The sequence below is a fragment of the Gemmobacter sp. 24YEA27 genome (assembly GCF_030052995.1).
Lineage (GTDB): Bacteria > Pseudomonadota > Alphaproteobacteria > Rhodobacterales > Rhodobacteraceae > Pseudogemmobacter.
This window is the reverse complement of sequence record NZ_JASJPW010000010.1, coordinates 1-13,158: the sequence shown is the minus strand read 5'-3', so window position 1 is coordinate 13,158 and position 13,158 is coordinate 1. Positions and strand designations below refer to the sequence as shown.

The window sequence follows — 13,158 nt, the reverse complement described above, 5'->3', positions numbered from 1 at the left end:
GGCGCGCCGGAACCGGGCTTTCAAAAGGCGGCAGCGCGCGCCCTGAAGCTCTGTTAATTAGAAAATTTGCCATATTAAATAGAGCCAGCCACGCAAGACGGATCTTAGTCAGAAATGGCGGGGCGAGGCCCGCACCAGGCTTGACCCCAGCCAGGGCAGACCGGATAGGCTAGGACGTGATAGCGGAAAACCCACCGGAACAGCAAAGAGGGCAGGCAATTGTCAGGAAAGGGCAGCAATTCTGGCAGGCTGCGGCAGTATAATGAGCGTTTCCTGCTTCAGTCGCTGCGCCACCAGCGCGAGGCCTCCAAATCCGATCTCGCCCGTGTCGCGCATCTTACCCCCGCAGCGGTGGCTGATATTGTCGATGGGCTGGAGCAGGCGGGTTTCGTCAGACAGGTTGGCAAAAGGCTTGGCAAGCGCGGATCGCCGTCGGTTCTCTATGCCGTGAATCCGACGCGGCTCTACAGTATCGGCATCAGTATCGGCCGTCGCGCAATGGAGGCGGTGATGCTGGATTTCGCCGGCGAGATCTGCGCCCGGATGGAGCAGGAATATGACTTCCCCGACCCGGCCCGGGTCCGGCGCGCGGGCAATGCTGCGATCGCGGATTTTCGCGCCCAGGCCGGCCGTGCGCCCGGGGCTGCGGTGGCGGGTCTTGGCATTGCCGCCCCCTATTTCCTTGGCGGGTGGAGCGACGAGCTGGGCTTCCCCAAAGACCTGGGCAGCCGCTGGCAGGCGCTGGATCTGACGAGCTTCTTCGACAGCGGAGAGATGCCGGTTTTCGTAGAAAATGATGCGACAGCCGCCGCCCATGCCGAGCTTGTGCTCGGCAGCGGCACCCGGTTCCGCGATTTCATGCATATTTCGATTGATACCTTTATCGGCGGCGGCCTGGTGCTGGATGGCAAGGTTCATACGGGCCCGAATGGAAACAGCGCGGCGCTCGGGCCGCTGCCGGTCTCACCCTCAGGCCTGATATCAGTGACAGCGTCGTCTGCGCGATATACCAGCCTGCTGCACCGCGCCTCGATCTGCGTGCTGATGGATCACCTGCGCGCGCAGGGAATTCAGATCGCCCGCGTTCGTGCGCTTGAGCCGTTGCCCGAAGTGGCCCGTCAGCCAGTGCGGGACTGGACGCTGGATTGTGCGGGGGCGCTGGTCGAGGCGATCATCGCGATCACTTCGGTCATCGACCTCGAAGCAATCATCATTGACAGTATTCTGCCACGCAATCTGCATCTCGATCTTCTCGCGCAGGTGCAGGCGCGTTTCAATGAGGCTGCGGCCATCGGGATCATCGCACCCGAGCTGCTGGGGGGCAGCTTTGGTGCCCTGGTTTCGCCGGTGGGGGCAGCAACCCTGCCTGTTTCGGCCTTGCTCGCGCCGGATTCCAGCGTGCTGATGCTGGGCGACCGGTCACATGCGCTGGCGGGGCGGCTGTCCTGAGCGCGGATCGCTGAGGCCGTTGCGACGCGGCGGGCTATCCGCAGAGACGACCTCGACCGCGCCCGCGAAATGATAGCCGATTGCACGTTCGGTCATGATCAACCGGGGATGCGCGGGGTCCGGTTCGATTTTGCGCCGGAGCCTCAGGATCAGAACGTCGATTGTGCGTTCATAAACTGCGTCATGCCCGCGCCGCGTCATATCCAAAAGTTGGGCGCGCGAAAGAACCCGTCCATGTGCGGCCAGCAGTGCCGCCAGAAGGTCGAATTCGCCGACTGTCAGATCCACGGCACTGCCTTTTTGATCGGTCAGTCTGCGTCGCAGCGTGTCGAGCACCCAACCGCCGAACCGGAACCCTTCGCGCAGGGGCGCATCTCCCGGACCCGGCAGCGCAACACCTGTGCTGCGGCGCAAGACGGCGCGTATGCGCGCGGCGAGTTCGCGCAGGCTGAAGGGTTTGACGAGATAATCATCCGCCCCGATCTCTAACCCTACCACCCGGTCGATCTCTGATCCACGCCCGGTCAGGATGATGATGGGGATCTGGTGCAAAGCCCGCACCCGTGCCGCCAGAGCCAGCCCGTCCTCGTCCGGCAGGCCGAGGTCAAGCAGGACGAGGACGGGCGGCTCATCTGCCAGCAGCAGTGCCAGGTCTCGTGCCCTGGGGCAGGGGCGGGGCAGATAGCCTTCCGCCTCGAGCAATTCACAAAGCAAAGCCGCCTGTGCCGGATCGTCCTCGACCACGGCGATGGTTTCTCTGCTGGTCTGAGACGCCGTCACAGAGGATCCATCCAGTAATTCTTGCCTTCGGCCAGCATCTCCCGGGTAAAAAGCTGCACAGGAACTGTGAGTTCGGGCTGCGGTACAGCCTCACCATGCAAGAGCGCCAGGGCCACATGAACCGCCTGAGCGGCCATCGCCTTTGGATATTGTGCAATACTGCCCACGAGGAGGCTGTCTTTCTCAGTCATGGCGCGCAGGCCTTCGGGCGAAGCATCTACAGAAACGATGAAGAACTCGTTCCGGCCCGCCTCGCGCGCTGCCTGCAGCACGCCCAGTGAGGTCGGGTCATTGAAGGAAAACACCGCATCAATATGCGGCAGGCGCGGCAGCAGCTGTGACATATAGGTCAGACCGCCAAGGCGGCTGCCACCGGAATCGCCATATTCGGTCAGGATTGTGATGCCGGGATGCAGCGCCAGCGTCGCTCCACACCCGGCATTGCGATCCAGGACGGCCGAAACCGGCGGGCCGTAAAGGAGCAGCACATTGCCCTTTCCGCCCAGCCGGTCCGCGATATAGGCGCAGGCGATCCGCCCGGCCTCGACATTGTCCGAGGTGACAAAGGCGTCCGCCCCCTCGGCCTTCACATCGACCGCAACCACCGGGATTCCGGCGGCGCGCGCTTCGGCGATCACCCCGGAGAGCCCGGTCGTATTGACCGCATTGACGATCAGGAAATCAGCCCCCTCCGCCACAGCATCGCGGATCTGGCGCTGCTGGCGGTTCAGGTCATAGCCGCTGGAGCGCACCACGACCTCTGTTCCCGGTGAGAGCTCCGAGATGCTTATCTCGATCTGGCGCGCCAGATGGGCGAAAAACGGATTGGAGAGAGCGGCGATGATAACCTCTGCCAGGCGGGGCGTTTCCGGAGCCTCTGCCATCAGAGGGGTCGCAGTTGCCATCACGCTCAGCCACAAAAAGGCGAGCCGTGGCCGCAATCGGATGATAAAGCGGCAAACCGGCTTCATGCGCATCCTCCCTCGACCGGAGGCTACAGAAAAATGCGGCGGTTGCAAGCTTCGGAAGGAAGAAGCCTGAACCGCCGCCGCTGATATCAGAGGATCCGGGAAGGGAGCGCGCCCACAGAGCCCCGTCAGCTTGCCTTAATTGGTGACGGCGGGGTCGGTGGCCCAGCCGACATAATCGCCGATATTTTCACGGGTCACGAGCTTTGAATCCATCAGCTCGACCGGCTCGGCCAGGGATTCGCCATTCAGCACCTTCGCGCCCAGATCCACCGCGCGGCGCGCCATGTCATAGGGATTTTGCGAGGCAGAGGCCTCGATCATCACCGCGGCATCGTCTTTCAGCGCGACTTCGATATCGGGCGCGCCATCGACGGCGGTGATGATGATGCCATTGCGGCCCTGCTGGCGGGCGGCCAGATCCGTGCCGATCGCCTGCGGGTCATTGATCGCAAAGACCGCGTCGATTTTGTCAAAGCGGGTCAGATGGCCCTGCATGACATTCATACCGCCCTCGCGCGAGCCTTTGGCATCCTGATCATCCGAGAGAACAGTGATGCCCGGAGCCGCCTCAAACGCTGTTTTGCACCCCTTGACCCGGTCCGTCACGGCCGAGACCTGGGGGCCGTTCTGGATGATGACATTGCCCTCGCCCTTCAGCTTGTCGACGATATACTGGCAGGCGATTTCACCCGCCTGCACGTTATTCGTCGTCACCACCGCATCGGCGCCTTCTGCAAAGGTATCCACTGACACCACGACAATACCCGCATCCTGCGCGCGCTTGATCGCCGGGCCGATCGCCACAGGATCGGCGGGGTTCAGAAGGATCAGGTTGACCCCGGCCGAGATGAAATTGTCGATCTGGCTGAATTGTTTGGCGATATCGTAATCATAGCCGAATGCCAGCACTTCGACATCGGGATTGATGGTTTTCGCTTCGGCCTCGGCGCCTCTTGCGAGCGCGACGAAGAACGGATTTCCCATCGAGCCCAGCGAGATGCCGATCCGCTCCAGCTTCTTGCCTGCCGGTTGCTCTTCGGCCAGCGCCGGTCCGGCCAGCAGCGCCAGAACAGCAGCTCCGGCCATCATATTATGCTTGAACATTAACTCTCTCCTCCCGGGCCTGAACACCATGGCCGGAGGCGGCAGACCCGCCCGCGCATCCGGCCTTCTGTTTCCCGGCCTCAGGTCCGGGCAGAATCCTTCTGGCGCAAGCGGTCCAGCGCGACGGCGCCGATGATCACCAGCCCTTTGATGACATATTGCCAGATGTCAGAGACCCCGATCAGTACGAGGCCATTCGACAGAACTGCTATGATCAGCGCGCCGATCAGCGTGCCCCAGATCGAGCCGATACCGCCGACGAAAGAAGTGCCCCGAGGATCACCGCCGCGATGGCGTCAAGCTCATAGGCCTGGCCCAGTTGCAGCCCGTTCGCAGCGTAAAGCCGGGTCGAAAGCATCACCCCGCCCAGACCCGCGCAGAGACCCGAGATGCCGTAAACGATCAGATAGATCCGTGGCACCTTGATCCCCGACAGCCGCGCCGCAGCCTCATTGCCACCGACGGAATAGATATGGGTGCCCAGCACGGTGCGTTTCAGCACGAACCAGGAGGCCACGATGACCAGCAGCGCAATGACGGCAAGCCAGGGCAGCGAGAAGACACCCGGAATGATCGGGATCGCGCCATTGCCGATAAAGGCAAAGGGGATATTGGAATTGAATATCGTAGTGTCATTGCCCATCAGCCGCGCGATGCCACGCACAGCCGTCATGGCACCGAGCGTCACGATAAAGGGCGGGAGTTTCAGCGAGGAAATCAGCAGGCCGTTCAGCATCCCGAAGCCAAGCCCGGTGCCAAGCGCTGCAAAGACCCACAGATAGCTGAGCCCGGGCATATTCGAGACGATCAGCCCGGCCATCGCCGCCGCCGCCAGTACCGAGCCGACCGAGAGGTCGATCCCCGCCGTCAGGATGACAAAGGTCATCCCCGCCGCAAGCACGATGTTCACCGAAGCCTGCTGAAACACAACCGAGACATTCTGGCCGGTGAAAAAACGTCCATCCGACAAAAGATGAAATCCGATCGCCACCACGATGAGCACCGGCAACATGCCAAGCGTCGCGATCATCGCCTTCAGACGCCGTTGCCGCTCGGCTGCGCTGAAGCCGATTGTTGTATCCGTTGAGCTCATAGCCTGTTCCTCCTCCCGTCCCTGAAATCCTGACGCTGCCGGACAAAATGGCCCGGCAGCGTGCAGGCAACACCAATCACTCGTGATGTAACGCCAGGCGCAAAATGGCGCCCGGATCCGGTCTCAGGCGGCGCTTGAAAGCCCGACCCCTGAGGCGAATGCCATGATATTCTCCTGTGTCGGGGCGATGCCCGTCGCGCCGCCGACCTCGCCACTGATCCGGCCTTCATGCATGACCAGAATGCGGTCCGAGACGCCGATCACCTCGGGCAGCTCGGACGAGATCACAAGGATCGCCACCCCCTCCTGGGCGAGCGCGTCAATGATCCGGTAGATTTCGGATTTCGCCCCGATATCGACGCCGCGCGTCGGCTCATCAAGGATCAGCACCCTGGGCCGGATCTGCAGCCAGCGCGACAAAAGCACCTTTTGCTGATTTCCGCCCGACAGGCCCCCGACCGGGAAACTCGCATTCGGGACGCGGACCGAGAGGTTGCGGATCGATTCATCCGCTCTTTCGCGGGCGCGGGCGCGGTTCAGCACCATGCCCCAGCGGGCATCATTGCGCAGCACGCCGGTATTGATGTTCTCTTCGCAGGACATGTCGAGAAAGAGGCCATCTCCGCGCCTGTCCTCGGTCAGATAGGCGACGCGCGCGGCGATGGCGTCCTGGGGCGTCTGGGGTGCAAAGGGCTTGCCGTCCAGCCACATCTCGCCGGATTTGCGGGGGCGGGCGCCAAAGATTGCCTGCGCCAGTTCGGACCGTCCGGACCCGACCAGCCCGGCAAGGCCGACGACTTCGCCTGCCTGCAGATCAAAGGAACAGCCATGCACCCGGCGACCGTCCGACAGGCCCTGCACTTTCAGCATCGTGCTCGCGGCTGTTGCAACGCCGCTGCCAGTCTTGGTGTAAAGCGAGGAAAGCTCGCGCCCGACCATCCGTTTCACGATGGCGTCCGGCGACGCCTCGTCCCGGTCCAGCGTGCCGGCATAGGTGCCGTCGCGCAGGATCGAGACCCGGTCGGCCAGCTCGTAAACCTCGTTCATGCGGTGCGAGATATAGACGATGGCCAGCCCTTCCGAGCGCAGCTGGCGGATCATGGAAAACAAGCCTTCGGTCTCGCGTTCCGACAGCGCCGTTGTCGGCTCGTCCATGATCAGGATGCGGCTGTCGGCATGGAGCGCGCGAGCGATTTCGACCAGCTGCTGATTGGCGACGTTCAGATAGCGCACTGTGCTTGAAGCCGAGAACCCCGCGCCGAGGCGTTTGAGGACCGGTGCGACTGAGGCCTCCATCTCGGCATGGCGCAGTACCCCGCCATGGGACAGCTCGCGCCCGAGAAAGATGTTTTCCGCGACTGTCAGATTGGGGGAAAGTGCCAGTTCCTGATAGATGATCGAGATCCCGGCCGCTCTCGCGCTGATCGGACCGGTGATGTTCACCGGCTTCCCCTCAATCAGAATCTCAGCCCCCGCATCAGGCCGGTGGGCGCCAGAGAGGATCTTCATCAGCGTGGACTTGCCTGCCCCGTTCTCTCCCATCAGCGCGTGAACTTCGCCCGGGTAAAGCGAGAGCTGCACATTCGACAGCGCCTTAACGCTGCCAAAGGTCTTCGAGACGTTCCTCATTTCCAGAATGGGTTGCATCTTTGTCTCCTCTCTCGCCGCAGGGCGGCACTCCCTGAGCAGAGGAAAGCGATTCTATGTGAATGGATGATCTGCGAATTGAGGCATGCCTGTTCATCGTCCATTAACAATTGGACCCTGAAGAAACGGAAAAGGCCCGCCGGAGGGCGGGCCGTCAGCGTGTTTCAGAGGCAGAGGTCAGCTCCGCAGGATGAAGTCGAACGCGCCGCTCTGGTCGCGAACCATCGCGACATTGAGCATATCATTGTCATCGACATGTTGCGCGACCTCTGCCTCGGAACAACCGAGATCCGTCCAGCGCTGAGTCAGCCGCCGCCGCAATTCCTCCTCCGGCACATCGATATATGCGATCAGATCGAAGAGGGGCCGCAGCTGTGCCCAGGGGCCGGTCTCAAGCGCCAGATAGTTTCCTTCGACCACCACATGTTTCACATCCGGTGGCAGATGGCCGGCGGCACCGCGCACCAGGTCAAGGCGGCGGTCAAAGACAGGGGTGACCACCTCTTCGCCGGTTCTGATCCTGTGCAGCATCGCGGCAAGGCCGGAAATGTCAAAGGTCTCCGGCGCGCCCTTGCGGTGGCGCAGACCAAGCTGATCCAGCAGGATGTTGTCATAATGATATCCATCGGCCTGCAGGATATCGGCATTCCGCAGCCGTTCCGCGAGGCGACGCGCCATGGTGGATTTGCCGGCACCCGGTGGGCCGGCCAGTGCGATCAGAAAACGGGTCTTCCCGGCAGAACGGGTGTCAACAAGCTGGGCCAGGGCATCAAGACTATGATCAGACAACACTTTTCCCCATTTTTACCCGATCTCGGGTGCAAATCTCAAGTCCGGCCTGCGTCACGGGGTGATCCGCCACCCCCGCGGCCGCCCCGTCCAGGGTTGCAGCGGTAACGTGGTTCACCAGCCGGGCCGGGACCGCCTGGTTTTTGGTCGCAAAGCCATAATTATTATAGAGCCGGGGGACGTCAGCGATCGGCTGCAACCCTTCGCGCCCGCTGTCATCCACGCGCCCGAAAAAGAGCGGGATATGGCTGGTCCCGGCTTTCGCGGTATCAGCAAGGAATATCATGGCACCTCCTCAAAAGGCCTATTTATTAATTCTGCTATAATAAATAAAGAATCAAGCCGAAACCGGAGCGGAGAATGATGCCCGTCGAACTGTGCCGTGAAGAGGCATAGAATCCTGCCATCTATATGCTATAATATTGAATTAAATTAAAAAATATGAGTTCGAACGCCCCTGAATCCCGCGCAGGGGCGGTGAGGTGAAAGACTCTGCGGCGCCCGATCTGGCTGTGAACACTGACGGTGACCATGCATCCCGGTGAAGGAATGCAGATGCATCAGGGCAGTGCCTCAGGCCGCTGCACCATCCCCCGGGGGATGCAGGGATGAGCTGACTGCCCGGGCCAGCTCGCTTTTCCGGAAGGGTTTGCGCAGCACTGTGGCGCCTTCCGGCAAATGCAGCGCGCCCGCGCCCTCGACCTGCATATAGCCCGAGGCGAACAGCACCGGCAGTCCGGGCTGCAAGGTCTCGGCGTCGCGCGCCACATCGAAGCCGGTCAGACCCTCGGGCAGCAGCACATCGGTTAAGAGCAGATCAAACCGGCTCTGTGCAAGCGCTTCCCGGGCCGCCCGGGCGTCCGGGACCTCGCGGACCTGGTAGCCAAGGGAGAGCAGAATATCGGCGACCGTCTCGCGCACCAGAGGATCATCTTCGACCAGCAGTATATGCTGACCCTGGCCAGGTTCTGGCACCTCAGCCAGCGCGCCCGACGTGGCAGCGGGCGACATATCCACGGGCAGCGGCAGCCGGATCCTGACCCTGGTGCCTGCGCCCGGAGCACTTTCGACCGAGATTTCGCCGCCGGACTGGGCAATGAAACCATAGACCATGCTCAGCCCGAGGCCCGAGCCGCGCCCATTGCTCTTGGTGGTGAAAAACGGCTCATAGATCCGCGCCAGCACCTCTTGCGACATGCCTATGCCCTGATCGGCGACCATCAGAGACAGCGCGCCCTTATGCATCGTGGCGCTGAGGGTCACGGTGCCGCCTTCGGGCAAAGCATCGCGGGCGTTGAACAAAAGGTTCAGTACCGCACTTTCCAATTGCCCCGGATCCACCACAATGGCGGGCAGGTCCGGGGCGATCTCTGCCCGGATCTCGACCGTGGGTGCGAGCCGATATCCCAGAAGTTCCAGAAGGTTGAACATCAGCTCATCAACTCTGGTCAGCACCGGCCGCAAGGCCTGCTGGCGCGAGAAAGCGAGCAGGCGCTCGGTCACAGATGCCGCGCGTTCCGTCGCATCCAGCGCTCGCAGAATGCGTTGTGACAATTCGGGGTCGTCAAAGAGCCGATCCTGCAACATCTGGAGATTACCGCTGATCGCCGCAAGGAAGTTGTTGAAATCATGGGCGATGCCACCTGTCAGCTGTCCCACGGCCTCCATCCGCTGCGCCTGGTGCAGCTGGCGTTCGATGCGGCGGCGGTCGGTCTGATCCATATAAACGGTGACAAAGCCGCCCTCGGGCATCGGCTGGCTGCGGATCTCGATCACGCGTCCGTCCGGGTGATGCATCTCATACGAGGCCATGGTGCTGCTGCGCGTATTCGCGGTTTCCAGATGAGATACCTGGCCACCATGGAGCCCGTGCAGCGTCACATCCGCGGCGCGCAGCTGATCGGCGATGGCGCCAAATGCAATGCCATGGCGGATGCTGTCGGCGGCAAGGCCGGTCATCGTCAGAAAACGCGGGTTCCACGAGATCAGGCGTTGCTCGCGGTCAAAGACCGAAATGCCATCGCTCATATTGGTGAAGGTCGCATCGACGAGACGATTGCCCTCGATCACCTGTTCAGCCAGTCGCTCGCGCTCGAAACTGGCATCCTTAAAGACGCTGGCGGCACGGGCGAGGCTGCCGAGTTCGTCACTGCGCTGCAGGCCGGGGATGCCGGCGCTGCGGTCGCCTGCGGCCAGCCGCGACATCGCCCGGGTGACGGCATCAAGGTTCCGTGCCAGATCCGTAAGGACGTATAGCGCCGTGAGGGCTGCTGCAGCCAGGGCGATCACCCCCAGAATTGTGATATTGCGCTTGGTTCGTTCCAGCGTCGCGCTCAGCGCCTCGCTTTGCACCTCGGCAGCGGCTGAGGTTGTCGCGATGATCCCGGCCACTTCGGCGCCCATATCTGCAGATAACGTATGGATCGAGGCCAGCAGAAAGCGGACCCGCTGCTGCGATTGCAATTCGTTGCGGCGCAGATCGAAAAGGCTGTTCTGCTGGTCCAGAAAGCGGGGTATCCACGCTGCGCGCGCCGGCAGTTCGGCCGAAGTCAGGCCGGCCCGTACCGCCTGGAACCGCGCTTCCAGCTGATCGAGCTGCCAGCTGCCATCGGCAATCCTTGCAACAAGGATAATCTCGACTGCCTCAGAGAACAGCTGCCTCGGACTGGTCCAGATTGCTGCAGCCAGAGCCTCCTGTGCCTCGCTATGGCGTTCAAATCCATAGTGAAGCTCGACCATTTCCGCCCGCAATTCCAGGGTCTTGCGGCTGGCCTCCAACAATTGCCTGATAGCCTGCGACAGCCCGCTGGCAAGATCGCGCACCCGCTGCCCGGTCTCTCCGGCGAAAGATGCGCTGTCGGGCAGATCCGCCACCAGCTGACCAAGATCGCGGATCATCCCATCGATCCGCACCGTTTCGGCCTCGAGCTGATTCATCACCTCGACAGAGCTGACAAAAGGGGCAAGTGCCGCCAGGGCCGTGCTTTGCTGCGCGAGCCTTGTCGCCGAGAGGATATCCGGAAGCCGCTCTTCACTGAGCGAGGCCAGCGCGCTGCCGGTACGGTTGAGCCCGCTGATGGCCAGAATGCCGGAGCCCAGCATCAGTGTCAGCATCGCGGCAATCGCGATCAGAAGCTTGGCCCTGACCGTGCGTGGCAGCGCGATTGCTGACATTGGCCCCTCCGTATAGCCTGCCTGATGCTCCTGAAGCATGCGCCTGTACTGTCCAGGATGTCAAAGTTGCTCTTGAACCACTGGCTGTCTGATCCCACGGTTTGATGGTCCGATCCTTTCTTTTGAATGGAGGGATGACCCACTCATCGACAAAGCCGACAGGAGGACGGCCAGGGAGTTCCTGCAACACATGCTTGAGGCTGTGAGCGTCCCAAATCCGTGGCCGCCTCATTACGCTGGCTTCTTAGCCCAAAAGCCGTCGCTCCGAATGTCCGCAGGTCAATCGTCGCCCGTTTCCCTGATGCGCATAGGCAGACGGCGTGTGAAAACCCATCCGAGCAACGCAGCCGCGCTGAATGCCGCCCCCAGTGTCGAAACCCCGGCCCAGCCGGCTTGCGCGTAGACCGTAGTTGCCCCAATGGCTCCGATAGCGCTGCCGAGAGAGTAGAAGGCCATATATCCGCCGACGAGCCGGCTGCGCGCCTGCGGGTGCCGGTCGAAAATGATGCTTTGATTGGTGACATGGACGGCCTGTACGGCGAGGTCCAGCAGCACGACACCAATCAACAGGGCGGGAATTGAAATCGGCAGCAATGCGATCAGCCCCCATGACACCAGCAGGAGCGTGAGCGAGAGACCTGTCGTCCATTGACCGAGACCGCGATCCGCAAGCCTGCCCGCGCCCGTTGCAGCGATAGCCCCCGCCATGCCGGCCAGTCCGAAAAGGCCGATCTGGGTGTGGGAATAGCCGAATGGGGCAGCGCTGAGCGGCAGCACCAGCGCGGTCCAGAAGGTGCTGAACGCTGCGAAGATCAGCAAGGCGAGAATGCCGCGCACCAGAAGTACGCGATCCGTCAGGAACAGAAGGGGGATAGAGCGCAAAGCCGCTGCGTAGCTGTCAGGGCTTTCGGGCGGCAGATTGCGCGGGAGGACACGCCAAAGCAGCCCGGCCATCGCCAGTGTGAGGCCCGCCGAGGTCAGATACACCGCCCGCCAACCGGCGAGGTCGGCGAGCATACCGGCGAAGAAGCGCGCGCCAAGGATGCCGATCACCACACCACTCGTTACCATTCCGACAGCCGTGCCACGCTCGACGGGTGTGGCGAGCGTCGCCGCGAAGGATACCAGCACCTGAACCATTACGGCGAACAGTCCGACCGCAGCCATACCGGCAAAGAGGATCGCTTCGGTCTTTGCGGTGCCGACGGCGATCAGCGCGACAACGGACAGAAAGCCCTGTCCGACGACAAGCTTCCGGCGGTCAACCAGGTCGCCCATCGGTACGATGAAGATCAGGCCCAGCCCGTAACCAAGCTGCGTCAGTGTTACCACAAGGCCGATGGCGGCCGGCGCAATCCCGAAATCCTGGGCCATCGACTCAAGCAAGGGTTGAGCGAAATAGATGTTGGCGACGCTGAGGCCGGCGGCGATGGCGAAGACCAGGGTGATGATCCTCGACAAACTGCCATCCTTCCCGTGAAGAGTGCTGCTTTCGTGCTGCATGGTGATCCTGCTTGTCATTCAATTCTGGTCTTAATTCAGAACTACTTGCGCAGGCTACAGTCTAGTTCTATTTTAGAACCAGATTCACGTGGTGGAGGTCGGCTGCAATGGTGAAACGGGTCAGCCCTTGGAATTCCGGTTGTCCGGTGGCGCGGTCTCTCGATGTGATCGGCGACTGGTGGTCGCTGCTCATCATCCGCGACGCCTTCCACGGTGTAAGGCGGTTCAGCGAGTTTCAGACCGGCCTCGGCATTGCCAGGGGCGTGCTGGCAACGCGGCTGCGCGACCTGACAGAACGCGGCATCCTGGAAATGGCGCCAGCCTCTGACGGCACCGCCTATCGGGAATATGTCCTGACGGGGAAAAGGGCGCGGCCTGTTTCTGGTGATTGTCGCGCTCCGCCAATGGGGCGAAGACCATCTCTACAGCCCGGGCGAAGCACGATCTTCACTGGTCGATATCGAAACCGGTGCTCCGGTCACTCGCCTGCAGCTGCGTGCGGAAAATGGGCGGGCTGTCGGATGGAAAGATACGCGGGTGCAGTAAGCCAACTTCGGCCACGTCACCACGCGCTCCTGCTGCGGTCGTATGACGGCCTGATCATCCGGCCGGAAGTCCCGGCCCTCCGCCATCGACGGTAGACCTGCC

Annotated in this window: 11 protein-coding genes; 2 read left to right on the top strand and 9 right to left on the bottom strand. The window is 62.0% G+C overall.

All coding sequences use genetic code 11. The annotated features are described in order from the left end of the window. Window positions 1-219: 219 nt before the first annotated feature. Entirely contained in the window at window positions 220-1,449 is a 1,230-nt protein-coding gene (locus tag QNO18_RS25210; RefSeq protein ID WP_283180189.1) for an ROK family transcriptional regulator, read from the top strand. On the opposite strand, the gene QNO18_RS25205 is transcribed toward QNO18_RS25210, so the two are convergent. The 9 genes from QNO18_RS25205 to QNO18_RS25165 form a co-directional block, all read right to left on the bottom strand. Then, window positions 1,420-2,229, bottom strand: a complete 810-nt coding sequence (locus tag QNO18_RS25205) for a response regulator transcription factor (RefSeq protein WP_283180188.1) — start codon at window positions 2,227-2,229, stop codon at window positions 1,420-1,422. The two genes, QNO18_RS25210 and QNO18_RS25205, sit on opposite strands and share 30 nt — an antisense overlap. After that, a complete protein-coding gene (locus QNO18_RS25200; RefSeq protein WP_283180187.1) occupies window positions 2,226-3,200 on the bottom strand; it encodes a substrate-binding domain-containing protein in 975 nt (324 codons plus the stop codon). The genes QNO18_RS25205 and QNO18_RS25200 overlap by 4 nt, the downstream gene beginning before the upstream one ends. A 135-nt stretch (window positions 3,201-3,335) precedes the next feature. After that, window positions 3,336-4,304 (bottom strand): ABC transporter substrate-binding protein, encoded by a 969-nt coding sequence (locus tag QNO18_RS25195; RefSeq protein WP_283180186.1) that lies wholly within the window; start codon window positions 4,302-4,304, stop codon window positions 3,336-3,338. Between the two features lie 226 nt (window positions 4,305-4,530). Continuing rightward, window positions 4,531-5,397: a ribose ABC transporter permease gene (locus QNO18_RS25190; RefSeq protein ID WP_283180185.1), complete on the bottom strand. Its 867-nt coding sequence runs from the start codon at window positions 5,395-5,397 to the stop codon at window positions 4,531-4,533. 123 nt (window positions 5,398-5,520) lie between these two features. Beyond that, window positions 5,521-7,044, bottom strand: coding sequence for a sugar ABC transporter ATP-binding protein (locus tag QNO18_RS25185; RefSeq protein ID WP_283180184.1), 1,524 nt, complete (start codon window positions 7,042-7,044; stop codon window positions 5,521-5,523). Between the two features lie 177 nt (window positions 7,045-7,221). Continuing rightward, window positions 7,222-7,833 carry an AAA family ATPase gene (locus QNO18_RS25180; RefSeq protein WP_283180183.1) on the bottom strand — a complete coding sequence of 204 codons (612 nt, stop codon included), beginning with the start codon at window positions 7,831-7,833 and terminating at the stop codon, window positions 7,222-7,224. Then, window positions 7,826-8,119: a hypothetical protein gene (locus QNO18_RS25175; RefSeq protein WP_283180182.1), complete on the bottom strand. Its 294-nt coding sequence runs from the start codon at window positions 8,117-8,119 to the stop codon at window positions 7,826-7,828. The genes QNO18_RS25180 and QNO18_RS25175 overlap by 8 nt, the downstream gene beginning before the upstream one ends. 287 nt (window positions 8,120-8,406) lie before the next feature. After that, entirely contained in the window at window positions 8,407-11,007 is a 2,601-nt protein-coding gene (locus QNO18_RS25170) for a PAS-domain containing protein (RefSeq protein ID WP_283180181.1), read from the bottom strand. Window positions 11,008-11,286: 279 nt separating this feature from the next. Continuing rightward, the gene (locus tag QNO18_RS25165; protein ID WP_283180180.1) at window positions 11,287-12,468 is read right to left on the bottom strand and encodes an MFS transporter; all 1,182 of its coding nucleotides are present in this window, start codon (window positions 12,466-12,468) and stop codon (window positions 11,287-11,289) included. 149 nt (window positions 12,469-12,617) lie between these two features. On the opposite strand from QNO18_RS25165, the gene QNO18_RS25160 reads away from it, so the two are divergent. Then, window positions 12,618-13,151, top strand: coding sequence for a helix-turn-helix domain-containing protein (locus tag QNO18_RS25160; protein WP_283180179.1), 534 nt, complete (start codon window positions 12,618-12,620; stop codon window positions 13,149-13,151). The last annotated feature ends 7 nt before the right edge of the window (window positions 13,152-13,158 follow it).

Coding starts and splice junctions, on each gene's coding strand:
- QNO18_RS25200 (WP_283180187.1), bottom strand. CDS start 3,200: ATGAAGCCGGTTTGCCGCTTTATCATCCGATTGCGGCCACGGCTCGCC.
- QNO18_RS25175 (WP_283180182.1), bottom strand. CDS start 8,119: ATGATATTCCTTGCTGATACCGCGAAAGCCGGGACCAGCCATATCCCG.
- QNO18_RS25185 (WP_283180184.1), bottom strand. CDS start 7,044: ATGCAACCCATTCTGGAAATGAGGAACGTCTCGAAGACCTTTGGCAGC.
- QNO18_RS25170 (WP_283180181.1), bottom strand. CDS start 11,007: ATGTCAGCAATCGCGCTGCCACGCACGGTCAGGGCCAAGCTTCTGATC.
- QNO18_RS25190 (WP_283180185.1), bottom strand. CDS start 5,397: ATGAGCTCAACGGATACAACAATCGGCTTCAGCGCAGCCGAGCGGCAA.
- QNO18_RS25160 (WP_283180179.1), top strand. CDS start 12,618: ATGGTGAAACGGGTCAGCCCTTGGAATTCCGGTTGTCCGGTGGCGCGG.
- QNO18_RS25195 (WP_283180186.1), bottom strand. CDS start 4,304: ATGTTCAAGCATAATATGATGGCCGGAGCTGCTGTTCTGGCGCTGCTG.